Source organism: Thiohalophilus sp., from assembly GCF_034521165.1.
Lineage (GTDB): Bacteria > Pseudomonadota > Gammaproteobacteria > UBA6429 > Thiohalophilaceae > Thiohalophilus.
In genome coordinates this window covers 39,088-56,511 of the sequence record NZ_JAXHMV010000013.1, presented here as the reverse complement: position 1 = coordinate 56,511, position 17,424 = coordinate 39,088, and the positions used below count along the sequence as shown (strand labels likewise).

The 17,424-nt window shown below is 58.6% G+C and carries 19 protein-coding genes and 2 tRNA genes; 11 read left to right on the top strand and 10 right to left on the bottom strand.

The features are described 5' to 3' along the window. Position 1: 1 nt before the first annotated feature. A complete protein-coding gene (folB, locus tag U5K34_RS12360; RefSeq protein ID WP_322568704.1) occupies positions 2 to 358 on the bottom strand; it encodes a dihydroneopterin aldolase in 357 nt (118 codons plus the stop codon). 94 nt (positions 359 to 452) lie between these two features. Here folB and plsY point away from each other — a divergent pair, with 94 nt between their 5' ends. Further along, entirely contained in the window at positions 453 to 1,049 is a 597-nt protein-coding gene (plsY, locus tag U5K34_RS12355; RefSeq protein ID WP_322568703.1) for a glycerol-3-phosphate 1-O-acyltransferase PlsY, read from the top strand. A 285-nt stretch (positions 1,050 to 1,334) separates the two neighbouring features. Here plsY and U5K34_RS12350 read toward each other — a convergent pair whose 3' ends face one another. Further along, positions 1,335 to 2,129: a thiazole synthase gene (locus tag U5K34_RS12350; RefSeq protein ID WP_322568702.1), complete on the bottom strand. Its 795-nt coding sequence runs from the start codon at positions 2,127 to 2,129 to the stop codon at positions 1,335 to 1,337. Positions 2,130 to 2,192: 63 nt separating this feature from the next. Next, complete coding sequence (thiS, locus tag U5K34_RS12345) at positions 2,193 to 2,393, bottom strand: sulfur carrier protein ThiS (RefSeq protein WP_322568701.1); 201 nt, start codon at positions 2,391 to 2,393, stop codon at positions 2,193 to 2,195. A gap of 458 nt (positions 2,394 to 2,851) precedes the next feature. Between thiS and U5K34_RS12340 the strand changes: the two genes are divergently transcribed. Then, positions 2,852 to 2,925 (top strand) — tRNA-Gly (locus U5K34_RS12340). A gap of 27 nt (positions 2,926 to 2,952) precedes the next feature. On the opposite strand, the gene U5K34_RS12335 is transcribed toward U5K34_RS12340, so the two are convergent. Further along, complete coding sequence (locus U5K34_RS12335; protein WP_322568700.1) at positions 2,953 to 3,819, bottom strand: methyl-accepting chemotaxis protein; 867 nt, start codon at positions 3,817 to 3,819, stop codon at positions 2,953 to 2,955. 384 nt (positions 3,820 to 4,203) lie between these two features. Between U5K34_RS12335 and U5K34_RS12330 the strand changes: the two genes are divergently transcribed. From U5K34_RS12330 to U5K34_RS12305, 6 genes are all read left to right on the top strand, one after another. Next, a complete protein-coding gene (locus tag U5K34_RS12330; protein WP_322568699.1) occupies positions 4,204 to 6,477 on the top strand; it encodes an AsmA family protein in 2,274 nt (757 codons plus the stop codon). A 4-nt stretch (positions 6,478 to 6,481) separates the two neighbouring features. Further along, a complete protein-coding gene (locus U5K34_RS12325) occupies positions 6,482 to 7,033 on the top strand; it encodes an SRPBCC family protein (RefSeq protein WP_322568698.1) in 552 nt (183 codons plus the stop codon). After that, positions 7,023 to 8,093: an A/G-specific adenine glycosylase gene (gene mutY / locus U5K34_RS12320; RefSeq protein ID WP_322568697.1), complete on the top strand. Its 1,071-nt coding sequence runs from the start codon at positions 7,023 to 7,025 to the stop codon at positions 8,091 to 8,093. Before U5K34_RS12325 ends, mutY begins: the two co-directional genes overlap by 11 nt. A 23-nt stretch (positions 8,094 to 8,116) precedes the next feature. Next, positions 8,117 to 8,389 carry an oxidative damage protection protein gene (locus U5K34_RS12315; protein WP_322568696.1) on the top strand — a complete coding sequence of 91 codons (273 nt, stop codon included), beginning with the start codon at positions 8,117 to 8,119 and terminating at the stop codon, positions 8,387 to 8,389. 175 nt (positions 8,390 to 8,564) lie between these two features. Further along, positions 8,565 to 8,640: transfer RNA gene (locus U5K34_RS12310), tRNA-Phe, on the top strand. A gap of 115 nt (positions 8,641 to 8,755) precedes the next feature. Beyond that, a complete protein-coding gene (locus U5K34_RS12305; protein ID WP_322568695.1) occupies positions 8,756 to 8,959 on the top strand; it encodes a hypothetical protein in 204 nt (67 codons plus the stop codon). Here the strand turns inward: U5K34_RS12305 and cysQ are convergent. Both cysQ and U5K34_RS12295 read right to left on the bottom strand, forming a co-directional pair. Next, positions 8,953 to 9,828, bottom strand: coding sequence for a 3'(2'),5'-bisphosphate nucleotidase CysQ (cysQ, locus tag U5K34_RS12300; protein WP_322568694.1), 876 nt, complete (start codon positions 9,826 to 9,828; stop codon positions 8,953 to 8,955). The two genes, U5K34_RS12305 and cysQ, sit on opposite strands and share 7 nt — an antisense overlap. Positions 9,829 to 9,895: 67 nt before the next feature. Beyond that, positions 9,896 to 10,597: a hypothetical protein gene (locus U5K34_RS12295; RefSeq protein WP_322568693.1), complete on the bottom strand. Its 702-nt coding sequence runs from the start codon at positions 10,595 to 10,597 to the stop codon at positions 9,896 to 9,898. 160 nt (positions 10,598 to 10,757) lie between these two features. Here U5K34_RS12295 and yrfG point away from each other — a divergent pair, with 160 nt between their 5' ends. After that, the gene (yrfG, locus tag U5K34_RS12290; protein WP_322568692.1) at positions 10,758 to 11,411 is read left to right on the top strand and encodes a GMP/IMP nucleotidase; all 654 of its coding nucleotides are present in this window, start codon (positions 10,758 to 10,760) and stop codon (positions 11,409 to 11,411) included. A gap of 491 nt (positions 11,412 to 11,902) precedes the next feature. Here the strand turns inward: yrfG and U5K34_RS12285 are convergent, their stop codons facing one another. Further along, on the bottom strand, positions 11,903 to 12,307 hold the full coding sequence (locus U5K34_RS12285; protein WP_322568691.1) for a YkgJ family cysteine cluster protein: 405 nt from the start codon (positions 12,305 to 12,307) through the stop codon (positions 11,903 to 11,905). A 92-nt stretch (positions 12,308 to 12,399) separates the two neighbouring features. On the opposite strand from U5K34_RS12285, the gene U5K34_RS12280 reads away from it, so the two are divergent. Both U5K34_RS12280 and U5K34_RS12275 read left to right on the top strand, forming a co-directional pair. Next, positions 12,400 to 14,136 carry an ATP-binding protein gene (locus U5K34_RS12280; RefSeq protein WP_322568690.1) on the top strand — a complete coding sequence of 579 codons (1,737 nt, stop codon included), beginning with the start codon at positions 12,400 to 12,402 and terminating at the stop codon, positions 14,134 to 14,136. Next, positions 14,111 to 15,238 (top strand): sensor domain-containing diguanylate cyclase, encoded by a 1,128-nt coding sequence (locus U5K34_RS12275; protein WP_322568689.1) that lies wholly within the window; start codon positions 14,111 to 14,113, stop codon positions 15,236 to 15,238. Before U5K34_RS12280 ends, U5K34_RS12275 begins: the two co-directional genes overlap by 26 nt. On the opposite strand, the gene U5K34_RS12270 is transcribed toward U5K34_RS12275, so the two are convergent. From U5K34_RS12270 to pip, 3 genes are all read right to left on the bottom strand, one after another. Beyond that, positions 15,219 to 15,866: a hypothetical protein gene (locus U5K34_RS12270; RefSeq protein WP_322568688.1), complete on the bottom strand. Its 648-nt coding sequence runs from the start codon at positions 15,864 to 15,866 to the stop codon at positions 15,219 to 15,221. The genes U5K34_RS12275 and U5K34_RS12270 overlap by 20 nt on opposite strands. Before the next feature lie 144 nt (positions 15,867 to 16,010). Further along, entirely contained in the window at positions 16,011 to 16,463 is a 453-nt protein-coding gene (dtd, locus tag U5K34_RS12265; RefSeq protein WP_322568687.1) for a D-aminoacyl-tRNA deacylase, read from the bottom strand. Further along, on the bottom strand, positions 16,460 to 17,416 hold the full coding sequence (pip, locus tag U5K34_RS12260) for a prolyl aminopeptidase (RefSeq protein WP_322568686.1): 957 nt from the start codon (positions 17,414 to 17,416) through the stop codon (positions 16,460 to 16,462). The genes dtd and pip overlap by 4 nt, the downstream gene beginning before the upstream one ends. Between the last annotated feature and the right edge of the window lie 8 nt (positions 17,417 to 17,424).

Genomic DNA, 17,424 nt, shown 5'->3' with positions numbered 1-17,424 from the left:
ATCAGGCCTGCGTGCCGCGCTCGATGATCACGCCCACATCCCGTGCGCCGCGCACCGCGCCCTGCTTGTTGAGCCGGATCCGCACCCAGGGCACGTTGAATTCACCCAGAATAATTTCGGCAACTTTTTCCGCCAGGGTTTCGACCAGCTGGTATTCGCTCTCTTCCACAAAGCCGATGATGCGTTTGGCCACGGCCTTGTAGTTGAGTGTGTCGTCGATGTGGTCGCTGGCGGCGGCCTTACGGATGTCGGCGCCCATTTCCAGATCCAGCACCACGGTCTGCTTGATGCGCCGCTCCCAGTCATAGATACCGATGACGGTATCAATGCGCAGGTCGTTAAGATAAATAATATCCATACTCGTACATCTTTGCCTGATCAACTGGCGCCCAACTATACACGGCTTGCGCCAATCCCTCTATAATCCGGCCTCCAGTGGGGAGGATTTATCCATGGCGATCATCGATTACAGTCTGATAGCGGGCGCTTATCTGCTCGGCTCGCTCTCATCCGCCATCATTGTCTGCAAGCTGGCGGGGCTGCCCGATCCGCGCGGCACGGGCTCCGGCAACCCCGGCGCCACCAACGTGCTGCGCCTGGGCAGCAAGAGGGCGGCCGCCATTACTTTGCTCGGCGATATGCTCAAGGGCTTGCTGCCGGTACTGCTGGCGGTCACGCTGCAGGTCAGTCCGCTGGTGCTGGGGCTGGTTGGCTTCGCAGCCTTTGTCGGCCATCTGTATCCGGTGTTTTTCCAGTTCAAAGGCGGCAAGGGCGTGGCCACGCTGCTGGGCGTCCTGTTCGGGTTTAGCTTCTGGGTTGGTCTGGCGACGGCCGCCACCTGGCTGTTCATCGCCAAGGGTTTGAAGATCTCTTCCCTGTCAGCGCTGGTCGCCATGGCGCTGGCGCCGGTTTATACGTGGTTGATACTCGGCCCGGCATGGGAGCTGGTGATTGCCAGCGCCGCCATGGCCGTGCTCTCCTTCTGGCGCCATCGCAGTAACATTGCCCGGCTGGTCAAAGGGGAAGAGAGCCTGATCGGCAAAAACTAGAAATAGCCTGAAATTCTGACTTTGCAGGCGATTGAAAACGTCACGAGCGAAGCCAGGACAAGGCGCGAGAGGACGACAAAGCGGAGTTTTGTACAGGATGTACTTACTTCGCGGAGGCCAGGGACGGCTGGGAGCGAGTTACACGAGAGAAGTGAGCATTTACAAAGGACATCCCTGTCCTTTGCCCTTCGGGCCGCGCCTTGTGCGTTCCAATTTGTTCCCGACAAATTGGTGGAGTCCTCTCGTAACGCCGTAGTGGCGAGCGCAGTAGTTTTCAAACGTCTGCTAGAAAAACGTCCCGTCCAGCGGCGATGAGGCACTGGCGTACTGCTTGCGCGGCATGCGCCCGGCCAGGTAAGCCTCGCGGCCGGCCTCGATCGCCTTTTTCATGGCCGAGGCCATCAGCACTGGATCCTGCGCCCCGGCGATGGCGGTGTTCATCAACACCCCGTCGCAACCCAGCTCCATGGCGACCGCCGCATCGGAGGCGGTGCCGACTCCTGCATCCACCAGTACCGGCACGCTCAGCTCCTCGATGATAAAGCGGATGTTATAGGGATTGCGGATCCCCAGCCCCGAACCGATGGGCGCGGCCAGCGGCATCACCGCCACGCAACCCATAGCTTCCAGCTCTTTGGCAATAATCAGATCGTCGGTGGTGTAGACCATCACCTTGAAGCCGTCCTTGATCAGGGTCTCGGCCGCCTTGAGGGTTTGCTGCACATCGGGGAACAGGGTCTTCTCGTCGCCCAGCACTTCCAGCTTGACCAGATCGTGGCCGTCCAGCAGCTCGCGGGCCAGGCGACAGGTGCGCACGGCATCGTCGGCGGTATAGCAGCCGGCGGTGTTGGGCAGGATGGTGTATTTGTCCGTCGGGATGGCGTCGAGCAGGTTGGGCTCGTCCGGATTCTGGCCGATGTTGCTGCGGCGTACCGCCACGGTGACGATCTCGGCGCCGGAGGCCTCGGTGGCCCGACGGGTCTCATCGAGATCCTTGTATTTGCCGCTGCCGACCAGCAGGCGGGAGTGGTATTCCCTGCCGGCAATGGTCAACGGGGTATCTTGTTTACTGCTGCTCATGGTCCTTCCTGAAAATCGGGCGGGTGAAAAAAAAGATTATACCCTCTCGGGCAGCGAGACAGGTCAACCGCCACCCACGGCATGGACGATTTCCACCCGGTCGCCGTCGGTAAAGGTATGCTCGCCATAGCGGCTGCGCGGCAGGATCTCCAGATTCACCTCCATGGCGATACGCCGCCCGCCCAGGCCCATCTGCTCGACCAGCGCCGCCGCCGTCAGACCCGGCTCAACCTGTTTCTGCTCGCCATTGACGACAATCTGCATACTTCCGTCCACCCGAATATCACATCAGTAAGGGAATCGACCGCCCGGCCGTTTGTGAAGGGCACTATCTTACCAGTTGCGGGCGCATCCCGTCAGGATCAAGGGGAGCCGGGAGCCGAAGCAGGTCTGATATAGCACCGCGGTGGAGGGGTTTCTGTCAGTGGACTCGTGGAAAGACGTGCGGCGGCGACTTCCCTGCCCCTGTTCTGTTCGCGCTTGCAAAGCGCTCCTACAGGGAGGGACAAAGATGGAGGCCCGATATAGCGCCGCGGTATCGAGCATTCTGTCCGTTAGGACTCGTGGGAAAATGTGCGACAACAACCTTCCTGCCCCTGTTCATCGCGCTTGTAAAGCGCTCCCACAGGGACAAGCTCAAAGGACATCCGGGAGCGGGTTTTTTTTCCTCGTCACTCGTCCCTGGTACCTCGCCCCTGCTCGCGCTAGAATAGCGCGAGCCTGCGGGTGTAGTTCAATGGTAGAACCGGAGCTTCCCAAGCTTCTAATGTGGGTTCGATTCCCATCACCCGCTCCACTTTTAAACCGTTATCCAGCCGGTGGATTAATCCGGAGCTTGTTCGTCCTGTTCCGCCAGCCCCGAGCAGGCGCTGCGTAACTGATCCAGCCGGATTTCGGTCTGGCGGCTGATCTCGCGTAACTGGCGCAACAGGGCCAGTGCCTGCCCGGCCGTCTCCTCCATTTCCGGCTGGGTATCCGATCCCGTGCCACTTTCCTGTATCCTGGCGACTTTCCTGATTTCCCCGACGTACTGGCGAATTTTCCAGGCCAGGCTGCCGGTTTCACGCGTCACCGTGGCGATACTCTCCGATCCTTCGTCGGCGCGGGCGGCCTCGATCGCCGCGTTGAGGGCAATGTTGTCGGTCTGCTCGGCCAGTTCCTCGAGGATGGCCAGCACACTGTGCAACGAGAGGTCCACTTCCTCGCCGAGGACCTCAACCACGCCGGGCTTGCTATCAAAACAGCGCTCCAGTAGTTCCAGCATCGCCTGCTGCAGTTCCAGGTCCTGTTGAATATCCACCACGGTCCGGGCCAGCACCCGGGCCTGCCGCGCCGGCAGTGAAATGACGTTGTCCGCCCCGGGGTCGCTCCCCGCACGGCCATAAAGGAGATCGCGCAGCGCCGAGCGAAACTGACGGACCGGGGTAAGACGCGGCGTGTTCGCTGGCATGGCCGGTGTGCAGCGTTGTGCCCTGAGACAAACAGTGGCCCATTGCAGGGTATCCCGGTACTGACGATTCCGGTACCAGAGCCAGCCCACGCCAGCGGCCAGAAGCAGCAACAGCAGCGCCTCGAACCAGGGCAACGTTCTGCCCTGACTGCTCAGCACGACGACAAGCAGGACGCCCCCCAGCAACAGGAGGGCTCCCGGCCAGAGTCGTTTCAGTGTGATCAACCGCGCGCTGTGCATCGCATATCAGCCTGTGCCGTCAAGTCGGCACATCAATAGACCCACTGCAATAATAGACAATATGTGACAATTTCCTATAGGGGAAACTACTTATAATACAACATGATTCACAAGGTTATTACCCCGTCAACTCAAGTCGCTATCTCATCGGATCCGGCGAAGCGGTCCCCAACAAAGCCGCATAACGCCCTGTCTAACGCAGCGCCTTGCGATGGAATCGATTGTCACTCGCTTCACCATTTGGCCCGGCTCACGGATTGGTGATCAGCAATGGCGACCCATGCCAAAAGCGCAAAACAAGCGGCCATCACCGCCATGTTCCCTCTACCGAAGCCGAGGCGACACTGATACTTTATAGGACCGACCATCCCTGACAGGAATGCCATGAGAGCCTTTTTTAAAATCGTATTGATTACCCTGCTGGCGATCGTCTTGTTGCTGCTGGCAACCATCGCAGTGGTCACCCTGGTCATCGACCCGAATGATTACAAGGAGCAGATCAGCGAGACCGTCGAGGCGCAAACCGGTCGCCAGCTGAGTATTCCCGGGGAGATTAACTGGAGCTTCTTCCCCTGGCTGGGGGTGGAGCTGGGCGAGGTCCGCCTGGGTAACGCGCCGGGCTTTGAACCCGAAACTTTCGCCGCCGTGCAACAGGTCGAGGTCCGCATCCGCCTGTGGCCGTTGCTGTTTGCCGAGTTGGAGGTCGGCCAGATCCTCCTCGACGGGCTGGAGGTCACCCTGCAACGCAATGCGGCCGGTGTCAGCAACTGGGACGATCTGCTGCAACCGGCTCCCGCGCAAGCACCAACCACCCCCGAAGCGCGGCAAGCTTCCGGCCCGCCACCGCTGGCCGCGCTGGCGGTGGCCGGGCTGGACATTCGTCAGGCGCGCATCGTCTGGGACGATCGCAGCAGCGGGCAGCACTTTACCGTGGACCCGCTCAACCTGAGTCTCGGGCGCGTGGCCCTGGCCACCCCCGTCCCCCTGCAGGCGGACTTTCGACTGCAAAGTCGCAACCCGCAACTGGATGGTCGGGGCAAGCTGTCGCTGCAGTTCACCGCCCACCTGGAGCGCCAGCAATTGCTGCTCGAAGATCTGCAGTTTCAGACCGATCTGAACAGCCCGTTGCTGCCCGGCGGCCAGGGCGAGGCGCGACTGGCCGGTCCGCGTATCCTGCTGGATCTGGCCCGACAAACCGCCACGGCCGAAGCCCTGTCGTTGCGCAGTTTCGATCTGCGCCTGCAAGCGGATATCGAGGCCAGCCGGATTCTGCAAACCCCCCGTTACCAGGCCAGCGTGGCACTGGCTCCGTTCTCGCCCACAACATTGTTGCAACAACTGCAGATCGAACTGCCGCCGATGGCCGACGACGAAGCCCTGCGCACGGCGCAACTGAACGCGGAGATTAGCGGTGACACTCAACAGGCCACGGTCTCTGATCTGTTTGTCCGGTTTGACGAGAGTGAGCTGAGCGGTGAAGTGGCCATCAGCAACTTCTCATCACCCGCGATCACCTACGCACTGCGGCTCAATCAGATCGATGTGGATCGTTATCTGCCGCCCGCGACCGACAGTAATACCCCGGCCGCGAGTGTGAATGAAACACCCGCCACGCAAAGCAAACCCGCTGCCGCGACACCGGCGACCGCGGCGACGGCAACCGCGACACTGATTCCGGCTGAGGTGATTCGCCCGCTGGACATCGACGGCACGCTGCGCATCGATCGGCTCAAAGCGATGAACCTGCACTCCCGCGAGATTCGCATTACCACCCGGGCCCGGGATGGCCGGGTACGGCTGCATCCACTGGGGGCGCAACTGTACGAGGGCAACTACAGCGGGGATATCCGCCTGGATGTGACCGGCGATACCCCGCGGCTCAACCTGGATGAGAGTCTCTCGGGCGTTCAGATCGGCCCGCTACTGCAGGATCTGTGGGGCGACGACAAGTTGCGTGGACGCACCGATCTGTCACTGACCTTGAGCGCCACGGGCAATGACCCGCAGGCCATTCGTCAAAGCCTGAGCGGCAACAGCCGGTTTGCCGTACACGAGGCCGAAGTCAAAGACATCGACATGGCGCAACTGCAAAAAGTCGTCAACGAGATCGACAATGACATCAAGGCCGTCATCAACGCCCCCAACCTGCTGGAAGCCCAAAACCGCCTGGACCAGGTTCAACGGAAGTTCGACAACATCAAGAACCCGGCGGCGGACAACGCCAGTTACTTCTCACAGATTAGCGGCACGGTGAATATCAAAAACGGCCTGGCGCGCAACGATGATCTGCAGGCCCGCCTGCCGTTTGGCCGGATTCGGGGTGAAGGGACGTTTGATCTGGTGCGGCTTTACAGCGACTACACGGCCTTTATCAAACTGACCTCCAAAGGCGAAGTCGATCAGGGCAAGACCTACGCGCAGATGGATCGCACCCCGTTCATGATTCATTTCAAGGGCCCCGTCGACGACCTGACACCCCGGCCGGACTTCAGCGCTTACCTGCGCAGCGAAGGCCAAAAGGCACTCGATGACATCGAAGAGCAGGCCAAAGCCGAACTGAAAAAGAAAGCGGACGAGAAAGTCGAAGAAGAAAAAGACAAGCTGAAACAGAAACTGGATGAGAAAGCTGGCGACATGCTCAAGAATCTGTTCAAGTAAGCCAGTGGCCCGACAACTGACTCTCCTGCTGTTGTTGTGCCTGTGCGCGCCGTTGCCCGCCGGCGAAGTGCTGCACTCGCAGGTGCGCCGCGACGGCGATCACTTTCTTATTCATCTGCAAATGCGCATCGATGCCCCGCCCGGGCGGGTTTATCAACTCCTCAGCGATTACGCCCGGCTCGATCAGCTGAGTAATGTGATCATCCGCAGCCGGATCCTCGAGCGCAACGGCAATCGGCAGCGCATCGAGGTGATCAGCGAGGGCTGCGTGCTGATGTTCTGTCGACGAGTCACCCAGGTCCAGGTCGCCACCGCGCTGGGACAGGGTTATATCCGCCTGATCGACGACCCCGAGCACAGCGATTTTCAATCGGGCCGCACGTTGTGGCATATTGCCCCGGCCGACGACGGCACCCACGTGACTCTCAGCGCCGATTTGCAGCCGCGCTTCTGGGTCCCGCCGGTCATTGGCACCGCGATCTTCAAGCATAAACTGCTCAACGAAAGCACCACCTTGATCAACAACCTGGAGCAACAGGCCCGGCATGCCCCCTGATTCCCACGCCGCCACATTCAGCGCCCGGCTGCTCGACTGGTTCGAACGCCACGGCCGTCACGATCTGCCCTGGCAAGCGGGACGCTCCGCCTACCCGGTGTGGGTGTCGGAGATCATGCTGCAGCAGACCCAGGTGGCCACGGTGATCCCCTATTTCGAGCGCTTCATGGCCCGCTTCCCTGACATCCGCGCGCTGGCCGATGCCGAACTGGACGAGGTGCTGCACCTGTGGACCGGGCTGGGGTATTACGCCCGGGCACGCAACCTGCACCGGGCGGCGCAGCAGATCCGGGATTCGCACGACGGCCGGTTCCCGGCCGATTTCGAGCAGGTACTGGCCCTGCCCGGCATCGGCCGCTCTACTGCCGGCGCCATTCTGGCCCAGGCCCAGGAGCAACGTTTTGCGATTCTCGACGGCAACGTCAAACGGGTCCTCGCCCGCTATCACGCCGTGGACGGCTGGCCGGGCGAAAAAGCGGTGGAGAACCGCCTGTGGGAGCTGGCCGAGCACTATACCCCGGCGCGCCGGGTTCGCGACTATACCCAGGCGATCATGGATCTGGGTGCCACCATCTGCCGGCGTCGCCAGCCCGACTGCCCCACCTGCCCGCTGGCGGACGGTTGCCAGGCGCGCCAGCAGGACAATCCCCACGATTACCCCGGGCGCAAACCGCGCAAGGCGCTGCCGGTGCGCCAGACCACCATGTTGATCCTGCAAAACAGCGCCGGCGAGGTGCTACTGGAGCAGCGTCCGCCAGCGGGTATCTGGGGCGGACTGTGGAGCTTTCCCGAATGTCCGCCCGATACCCCGGCGGCCCAGTGGTGCACCAGCCAGCTGGGCCTGGAGACCGGTGAATTGAGCCCGCAACCGCGACTCCGCCATACCTTCAGTCATTACCATCTGGATATCCAGCCGCTGCGCGGGCGCATCACGGGGCAGAATTCACGAGTTATGGAACCGAGTAAAAGAGTCTGGTATAACACACGCCGGCCTGACGAACGGGGCCTGCCCGCGCCGGTCAAGGCCCTGCTGCAGGAACTGGCCGCCACATCCGATTAAATACCCGAGCGAAGGAGATTTTCATGGCCCGCATGGTGCATTGCGCGAAACTCAACAAAGAAGCCGAAGGGCTGGATATGCCTCCCTATCCGGGCGAACTGGGCAAACGGATCTACGAGAACGTCTCCAAGGAAGCCTGGCAGATGTGGATCCAGCAGCAGACCATGCTGATCAACGAATACCGCCTCAGCCCCATGAATCCCGAGCACCGCAAAATGCTCGAGGACCAGATGGAGAAATTCTTCTTCGGTGAAGGCGCCGAGACCCCCGAAGGCTACGTCCCGCCCTCCGCCTGATTCGACTTGACGCCGGGGTCGCTTTTCACGTTAAATACGCGGCTCTTGCCCGTACGTAAGGGCCAAGGGACGAGTTACGAGGGACGAGGCACGGCAATAGCGTTCCTCCCCGAACCCGAACTGTGGCACAACCCGGTTTTTACTCGTTACTCGTAACTCGTCACTGATATATATAGGCCGGGTAGCTCAGTCGGTAGAGCAGGGGATTGAAAATCCCCGTGTCGGCAGTTCGATTCTGTCCCCGGCCACCATCTTTCCAGTACCTAGGAGCTAGATACTAGTGACTAGAAACTGCCCCAGCGGGATTACCATGGCCGCCCATTTCCCCGCTAACCAATATCCAGAGACCAGAACCTGCCCTGGCCTATGACCATCGACGATCCCAAGCTCAGCCAGTATCTCGATCACCTGTGCAAACAGGGCTGTACGGCGGTGCGGGAGGTCATTGAACAGATGGAAGCCGGTGACGAGGTGCCCGAACTGGCCAGTTTGAATCCGACCGAGCAAGCGCATTTGTTAGCGGAGCTCAAGGCCATCATGGCGGTGTACGACAGCCACGATTATCACTGAAGATATTCGGCCCAGTTGATCGAGCGATCGCCGAAGACCAGGAAGTGGGGATTGAGCAACTCTTCCTTGGTGTTATAGCGCAGCGGCTGCATGTTGGTATCGGTCATACAGCCGCCGGCCTCCTCCACAATACACTGCGCCGCCGCGGTATCCCATTCCGAAGTCGGCCCCAGACGAGCATACAGATCGGCCGTACCTTCGGCCACCAGGCAGGATTTGAGCGCGCTGCCCATGCTGATGATTTCGTAATTATCGAGCTGGGCGATGAAATTCTTGAACTCGGGGGTCTGGTGCGAGCGACTGCCGGCGATCACCATCCGGTCGGGACAGTGCTCCCGCACCCGGATGGCGTGCGCATCATCCAGTCCGCTGCGCTTGCGGGCGCCCAGTCCGCGGGCGGCATAATAGAGGGCGCCGATCACCGGCGCATAGACCACGCCCAGTACCGGCTCGTGGTTATCGATGAGGGCAATGTTCACGGTGAACTCGCCATTGCGCTTGATGAACTCGCGGGTCCCGTCGAGCGGGTCCACCAGCCAGTAGCGCTGCCAGTCGCGGCGCTCGTCAAAGCTGGCCGGGATGGATTCTTCCGAGAGGATCGGCAGCCGGGGGGTCAGCGCCTGCAATCCCGCTTCCACCGCTTCGTGGGCGGCCAGATCGGCCTCGGTCAACGGGGTGTTGTCATGCTTTTCCTCGACCGAAAAACCCTGTTCATAGATCACCATGATACGCCGGCCGGCTTCATAGGCGATCTTTTTCACCGGTTCAATCAATTCATCAAGTTGTTGCGAGAGGCTCATGGGCGGGCAAGACACCTGGGTAGCCGAATGCTGGCGCGTATTGTGCCAGTATTCACCGGCCAACTCCACGCATCAATGCCGTCCCGGACGCTCCGTCAGCGAGGGATTGGGTCGCGACAGATGCCCGCTTGCCGCTTCAGTTCACCGCGGCCAGCCGGAACATCAGCTCGGTATTCAGACGCCCTTCAAACCAGGCATTGAAACTGATCCCGTCGCCACGCTGATCGACATCAAAGCCGGTTTGCTGTTGCGGTGACACGGACACCAGTTGCAGGCCGGTACCGCTATAGTCGATATCCATACTGACCCGCATCGGGTAATAGCCATCCAGAAACTTGCGCATGAACGGGCCGTTATGCATGGTGTAGCGCCCGCCCGCGCGGCTTTCCAGCGCCTGTGTCCAGCCCGAAACGCACAATCTGGCGCCGGCACGCACATCCCGCAGCTGAACACTGTTATCCTCTACCCAGCTTTCGGTGATGTTATCGGCCCGGGTAATGGCCAGATCGCGGATGCGTCCCTTTTTGAACAGGATCTGGACCCGACTGAACTCGTCCATATTATCGTGACATTGCTGCAGCCAGACCCAGCCGGTCGCCAGACTCAATTCGCTGATAACCAGTTTGTTATGGTGATGATGCACCGGCTTGCCCGGCGGCTGCCGGAGAAAAACCAGATTACCTTCATTGACATCGGCCGCCGAGCTGGCGGGCGGGTGCGGATCATCGCTTTCGAACCAGCGCTCCAGCTCTTCCTGCGACAATTGCTGGGCCGTTACCGGCGCGCCGCCAACCAGTAACAGCAGGCCGGCCAGTAAAATTTTGCCATGGATGTTCATAACCGCCTCCAACACACTGCCCTGTGCGATAAGCCTAGATCAAAATCCCGCAATCGGGTACGTTTACGGGATACCATTTCACCCCGCACAGCCCGCCGAAAACCGCTTTTGCGGGAAGGGTTAATCACACACCGGACCTGGCTTACCCTGGTTGACACCGATGCTTGACTGGAATTCCATCGATACCGTACTGCTGGATATGGACGGCACCCTGCTGGACCTGAATTTCGACACCTATTTCTGGACCGAGCATGTCCCGCAGCGCTATGCCGAAAAACACGCCATGGAAATCGAGGCGGCCAAGCAGGCGTTATACCCGGTGTTTCGCCGCATCGAGGGGACGCTCAACTGGTACTGTGTTGATTACTGGAGCGAGACGCTGGATATGGATATCGCCGCGCTCAAGGCGGAGATCGATCACCTGATTGCCATTCACCCCTACGTGACCGACTTTCTCGATCAATTACACCAACACGGCAAAACCAGTGTGCTGGTGACCAACGCCCACCCCAAGAGCCTGCAGCTCAAGTTCGAGCGTACCGCCCTGCACAATCACATCGAGCATGTGGTCTGCTCGCACGAGTTCGGCATCCCCAAAGAGGAGCAGGATTTCTGGCACCGCCTGCACGACCGGTTTCCCTACCACAATGCCCGCACCCTGCTGATCGACGACAGCCTGCCGGTCCTGCGCTCGGCGCGCCAGTACGGCATCGGCCATCTGCTGGCGGTCAAGCACCCGGACAGCCAGCTGCCGCCCAAGGATGTGGAGGAATTCGAGGCCGTACGCTGCTACAGCGAAATCATGCCCAGGTAACAGCGATACGCCCTTTCTCTGCTGCCCTGGAAATTAACGCGGAGGCGCAGAGAACGCAAAGGTAAATTATTTATTCAGAAATCTGCTCAGGAGCCACTCCTGGGGCACGTCCCACGACTTTGGCAGCAGTCGATTTCATCAAATTACTTCTCTGCGTTCTTGGCGTCTTTGCGTCCTTTGCGTCCTTTGCGTTACTTCCAGAAACCCGGAGAAGAGTCGGATTGCCGGACGCCGCGTTGCTCAGTCCGGCCTACCGGCTTTCTCCGACGCCCTGGAAATTAGCGCTAAGAACGCGGAGGCGCAGAGGACGCAAAGTTACATTATTTATCAAAAATTCCACATAAACTTGTAGGCCCGATATAGCGCAGCGGTATCGGGCAATCGTCGGGGTGCCGGACACCGCGTTGCTCAGTCCGGCCTACCGGCTCAGCACTTAGTACTAAGTACTAAGTACTAAGTACTAAGAACTCAGAACTGAGAACTGAGAACTATTATTTAAACCGTTTGTCCCAGCTCTTGAAGCGCTTGCGGCAGTAGTTGTCGAGCTCGGTGTAGGTTTGAAAATAGTACTCAAACCCTTCCTCCGCCGGGGCGTCGAATTCGCAGTAGTCGTTGCTGTAGTCCCGACAGACCTGTGGCCGGGTTTCGTAAATACCGCAGTTGCCATCGTTTTGCAGGTGATTGCAGCGGGTCATCACCACCAGGAACCAGCCGTCCTCATCCTTGTAGGCCTGAATATTCGCATGGGCCAGCTGCCAGAGCAGATGATCGAAATCATCGATCGAACGCGGTGTGTCGATCTCCTGGGTGATGTAATTACAACACTTGGTCCCGGGGCAGAAGCTGCATTTGTTCTCGGGGGTCAGTTTGACGGGGATTGTTTGTTTGACAGACATTCTGAATTACCATTAATTTTGTATTGAAACTACTGTAAAAAGCCGGTCATACTGGCAAGGATTGTCCAGGAAAATCTTCCAGGGAATGACAGATGCTACAGAAACAACTCGACCATTTTGTCGCCTATCTGAAAACCACACGTATGTGGTCCAATCCGGACTTCAGCCAGGCCGTCGCCCGACTGGTTATCTGGCTGTTTGCCTTTGCCCATATCGGTGCCGGAATCCACACCGGTTACTACCCGGATAACACCTTCCAGTACTATCTGTTTGCGGCAATTTTCCTGGTCTACACCCTGATCGTGCTGGTCAGTGTCTTTGTCTATCCGGATTCACGCCTGCGGCCCTACGTTACCATCCCGCTGGACATCGTCGCCATCAGCACAGCCATGATCGTAACCGATGCGGGCCCCTTCAGTCCCTATTTTCTCTTCTATCCCTGGATTTATATCGGCTACGGAGTCCGCTATGGCCGTGGAGAACTGTTTTCCGCGACCGCGGCCAGCGTGATTGCTTTTTTGTTCATCCTGATTTACAGCGACACCTGGTATTCCCATTATATCGACGCTATTGCGTATATCATCTTTCTCATGGCATTACCGTTTTACCTTAATGTCATGATTGGCCGGATCAAAACCGCACGCATGGACGCCGACAAGGCCAATCGCGCCAAGAGCGAATTTCTTACCACCATGAGCCATGAAATCCGTACGCCGATGAGCGGCATCATCGGCATGACCGAACTGCTCGACAAAACAAATCTCGATGAGAAACAGCGCGAGTATGTCTCCAACCTGAAAGAAGCCTCGACCACCCTGCACTCGATCATCAATGACGTACTGGACCTTTCCAAGATCGAGGCCGGCAAATATAACTTCCAGTATACCCGCTTCGATCTGGAAACGGTGTGTCATGGCGTTACCAATATTTTTTCTCCCTCCGCGGCGGAAAAGGGGATCAACATTGATTGCCAGATCGACAAGTCGCTGCCGCGCTATTTTATCGGCGACCCAAACAGGCTGCGCCAGATTTTGCTCAACCTGATCAGCAATGCGATAAAATATACTGATAAAGGCAGCGTGCACGTACAGGTCACGCAACGCCGGCGCCAGGATGCAATCTATCTGGTTCATTTTGAAGTCCGGGATACCGGAATCGGCATCGACGAATCAAAACTGGCCCATATTTTCGATCCCTTTTATCAATGCCATAATGAACATCCTGCGCAAAAATCCGGCACCGGACTGGGAACCACTATATCCTATAGTCTTGTCCTGGCCATGGGCGGTAAAATGGGGGTCACCAGCCAACCCGGAGAAGGCACCTGTTTCTGGTTTGGCCTGCCGCTGGCAGCCGCCGATGACCAGCAGAAAAGTTATGATAACGAGCAAACAACCCGACCCATTGAAACAGAAAAAGCCAACCTGCATGTCCTGCTGGCCGAAGACAGTGAGATCAATGCCAAAGTTATAACCACTTTTCTGCGCATGGATGGCCACCAGGTTACGCATGTTAAGGACGGCAATCAGGCGTTAAGCACTCTGATTAAAAAGCCATTTGATCTCGTCCTGATGGACATGCGCATGCCGGGACTCAATGGTATCGAGGTCACCCGTGCCTGGCGCAAACAGGAGCCCGATGGACAACACACCCCCATCATCGCACTGACGGCCAATGCCACTACCGAGGACAGGAAAAACTGCCTGGCGGCGGGGATGGATCATTTTTTGTCCAAGCCGGTCAGCCACGACACCTTGCAGGCGGTGATTAACGAACTTTTCGAAACATCAACGGATGAGAGTCATGCGCAACAACGCTCTGCTCGATGAAAACCGCCAGTTACGGCGCAAACTCAAGGCCTACGAGGCCAATGCCAGTCGTAACGAACAGAAGCTGCGGCGTTTCCAGGATCATGAGCTGCGCTTTATCAGTGCCAGTGGTGTACATGAACTGCTGGAAGCCATATTCAGTGAATACCGTGACGAATTTCGCCTCGATGCTCTCACACTTGTATTGATTGATCCCGAATACGAGATCCGCCGTGTTATGGAGAATCTCGACATCACAACCCGGAGTCATCCGGATCTGTTATTTGTGGAGGATGCCGCGCCGCTGCAGGCCTATTTCAACGAGCACTTCCACCCGCGACTTGGCAGCTGTAACGAATCCTGTTACCAGTTTCTGTTCCCCAATACAAACACACTGCCTTCGAGCATGGCCCTGTTTCCCCTGGTACGTCAGGGAAAACTCATTGGCAGCCTGAATATCGGCAGTTATGAACCGCAACGCTATACTCAGGGCGTCGCCACCGACTTTCTCGAGCGGCTGGCGGCGATTGTCGCCGTTTGCCTGGAAAGTGCGATTAACAATGAAAAACTCAAATTACTCGGTTTGCTCGATCCTCTTACCGGGGTACATAACCGTCGCTATTTCGACGAACGTCTCGAGGAGGAGACGGATCGCTGTCTGCGCGAGCAGGTCGCGCTAAGCTGCCTGTTTCTGGATATCGATCACTTCAAGCAGTTCAATGACAACCACGGTCATCATATCGGTGATCTGGTCTTGCGTGATGTGGCGTCATTGATCAAGCGACAGATGCGCTCCAGTGATGTGATGGCGCGCTTTGGCGGGGAGGAATTTGCCGCCCTGCTGGTACGTACGGATAAACAGGAAGCCATGGACATTGCCGAGCGCATTCGCACCTCGATTGCCCGGCATCAGCCGCGGGACGCGGATGGTCAGCCGTTACAGATCACCATTTCCATCGGTTGTGCCAGCCTGGCCGGCAATCCGGATGTTGCTCCCCAGCCTGCCGCACAGCATTTATTACAGCAGGCCGACAAGGCGCTGTACCGGGCCAAACAGTCCGGCCGCAACCGTATCGATTATTTACTCGCAAAAACGTGCGAGCTCAGGAATCGATCTGCCTGAGCAAAGGCTGGCGCACCCGTTCAAAATCCCTGGGTGCCACATACTGCAGCAGTTCCTTGCCATCCTCGTCCAGCAGCAGGTCCAGCCCCTTATCCGGATAGAGCCAGTGACGCTTGCCTTGCTCTAGGGGAATAATCTCATCGGGCAGCCCGAATCGCTGTCGAATCATTTCCTCATCAAGATTCGTATACGGGATATAACTTAACGCACTGATCGCCATGCTCTCCAGCTGCTCACGATCCGCCGGCGCCATGCGATAGCGCCGGGCCCCGCTCTCCATCCGCTTGCTGCCGGTAGCCCGTTGCCGGATTGCCTGCAGTTGCGACGGCGAGGCATCGAGCAGCAGGATAAATTTGCCGCTCAGGCCGCCCAGGGTCACTTCGTTAAAATAGATCTCCAGCGACAGGCTGCCATCCGGATTTTCGAATAAACCCTCGTCATAACGTGTGCCCAGAATCCTCCGGGCGCCTTCCAGGGTTGTCTGGTTGAACTGGATACCAAAGACACGACTGCCACCATCAGGCAGGCGGGTGACCTGCCAGGGATAGATTTGTTCGGTCGGTGGCGTCTGCTGTTCGCAGCCGGCCACAAACAATAAAACAAATAGTGGAACCCAGAGTTTGTACATCGTTTATCCCCATTGATTTACTCGCGACAGCACGGACCCGGCCACGCGTACAAGGCTGCCGGGTGAAATACCGCCATGCACGAGTCTCGCCTGTCATGGATTATTCAGCATGCATGGGCGGGCAAACTGTTCATTTGCCGCTCATTATTGCGCATCGGGCGGAACCTGAAGCCAGAAAGTCACCGGCCCCTCGTTGACCAGGCTGACCTGCATATCCGCCCCGAAATCTCCCGTGGCGACGGGGGCGTGTTGCTGGCAGGCCAGCTCCAGCAACAGATTGAACAGCCGCTCGCCTTCATCGGGTGCCGCGGCCCGGCTGAAACCCGGACGCATTCCCTTGCGGGTCTCTGCCGCGAGAGTGAATTGCGGCACCAGCAACAGGCCGCCGCGGGTCTCCTGCAAGCCCAGATTCATTTTACCCTGTGCATCGGCAAATACCCGGTAGCCGAGCAGGCGTTGCAAAAGCCGCTCGACCTGGGGCTGACCATCCCCCTGCTCAATACCGATTAACGCCAGCAACCCGGAGCCAATCTCCCCGATCAGCTCACCCCGGGCATGCACCGCGGCCGTGCTGACACGCTGGATCAGGGCAATCATACCGAGGCAAGTTCGTCGGCCATACTGCGTGTTGCGCGCACCAGGGCATCGACCATACCCGGCTCCGAGGCCGCATGACCGGCATCGGCAATGATCGACAGCTCGGCACGCGGCCAGGCGCGGTGCAACTGCCAGGCATTCTCCAGCGGACAGATCATGTCATACCGGCCGTGCACGATGTAGCCGGGGATATCCTTGAGACGCCCGGCCTCTTCCAGGATCTGGTTATCGCGCAAAAAGGCGTTATGCATAAAATAGTGGGCTTCGATCCGGGCCAGGCTGAGCGCCGTGTGGGTATCCCCGAAATGGTTCAGCACCCCTTTGCTGGGCCGCAGCGTCGCCGCCCGTCCTTCCCACAACGACCAGGATTTGGCGGCCGTTAGCCGCGCTATATCATCATTGCCGATCAGGCGCCGGTAATAGGCGCCCAGCATGTCATCCCGCTCTTCTGGCGGAATCGGCCGCAGATATTCTTCCCAGTAATCGGGAAATATGCGGTGCGCACCGTGCTGATAAAACCACTGGATTTCCTCAGCCCGGCACAAAAAAATACCGCGCAGAATCAGACCCAGCACCCGTTCGGGATGGGCTTCGGCATAGACCAGAGACAGGGTTGAACCCCAGGAGCCACCGAACAGGACCCACTGTTCGATGCCCAGATACTTGCGCAGCGCTTCCATGTCCGCCACCAGTGCCGGAGTGGTGTTATTATCCAGCGAAGCGTGCGGGGAGGAATATCCCGCACCACGCTGATCGAACAGGATGATGCGGTATTTTTCCGGATCAAAAAATTGCCGGTGATAGGCCTCACACCCCGAACCCGGCCCACCGTGGACGAACAGCACGGGAATTCCCTCGGGGCTGCCGCACTCCTCCACATGCAGGATGTGCGGCGCCTCGACGGCGAAGCTGTGCGTTACATAGGGCTTGATCGCCGGATACAGGGTCTCCACTCGGCTGC

Excerpts from the sequence above, each read along its gene's own strand:
- yrfG (WP_322568692.1), top strand. The coding sequence starts at position 10,758 with ATGCTTGACTGGAATTCCATCGATACCGTACTGCTGGATATGGACGGC.
- folB (WP_322568704.1), bottom strand. The coding sequence starts at position 358 with ATGGATATTATTTATCTTAACGACCTGCGCATTGATACCGTCATCGGT.
- U5K34_RS12350 (WP_322568702.1), bottom strand. The coding sequence starts at position 2,129 with ATGAGCAGCAGTAAACAAGATACCCCGTTGACCATTGCCGGCAGGGAA.
- U5K34_RS12315 (WP_322568696.1), top strand. The coding sequence starts at position 8,117 with ATGGCCCGCATGGTGCATTGCGCGAAACTCAACAAAGAAGCCGAAGGG.
- U5K34_RS12280 (WP_322568690.1), top strand. The coding sequence starts at position 12,400 with ATGCTACAGAAACAACTCGACCATTTTGTCGCCTATCTGAAAACCACA.
- U5K34_RS12335 (WP_322568700.1), bottom strand. The coding sequence starts at position 3,819 with ATGCACAGCGCGCGGTTGATCACACTGAAACGACTCTGGCCGGGAGCC.
- plsY (WP_322568703.1), top strand. The coding sequence starts at position 453 with ATGGCGATCATCGATTACAGTCTGATAGCGGGCGCTTATCTGCTCGGC.
- U5K34_RS12295 (WP_322568693.1), bottom strand. The coding sequence starts at position 10,597 with ATGAACATCCATGGCAAAATTTTACTGGCCGGCCTGCTGTTACTGGTT.
- U5K34_RS12275 (WP_322568689.1), top strand. The coding sequence starts at position 14,111 with ATGCGCAACAACGCTCTGCTCGATGAAAACCGCCAGTTACGGCGCAAA.
- U5K34_RS12270 (WP_322568688.1), bottom strand. The coding sequence starts at position 15,866 with ATGTACAAACTCTGGGTTCCACTATTTGTTTTATTGTTTGTGGCCGGC.
- U5K34_RS12330 (WP_322568699.1), top strand. The coding sequence starts at position 4,204 with ATGAGAGCCTTTTTTAAAATCGTATTGATTACCCTGCTGGCGATCGTC.
- thiS (WP_322568701.1), bottom strand. The coding sequence starts at position 2,393 with ATGCAGATTGTCGTCAATGGCGAGCAGAAACAGGTTGAGCCGGGTCTG.
- U5K34_RS12305 (WP_322568695.1), top strand. The coding sequence starts at position 8,756 with ATGACCATCGACGATCCCAAGCTCAGCCAGTATCTCGATCACCTGTGC.
- mutY (WP_322568697.1), top strand. The coding sequence starts at position 7,023 with ATGCCCCCTGATTCCCACGCCGCCACATTCAGCGCCCGGCTGCTCGAC.
- dtd (WP_322568687.1), bottom strand. The coding sequence starts at position 16,463 with ATGATTGCCCTGATCCAGCGTGTCAGCACGGCCGCGGTGCATGCCCGG.
- U5K34_RS12285 (WP_322568691.1), bottom strand. The coding sequence starts at position 12,307 with ATGTCTGTCAAACAAACAATCCCCGTCAAACTGACCCCCGAGAACAAA.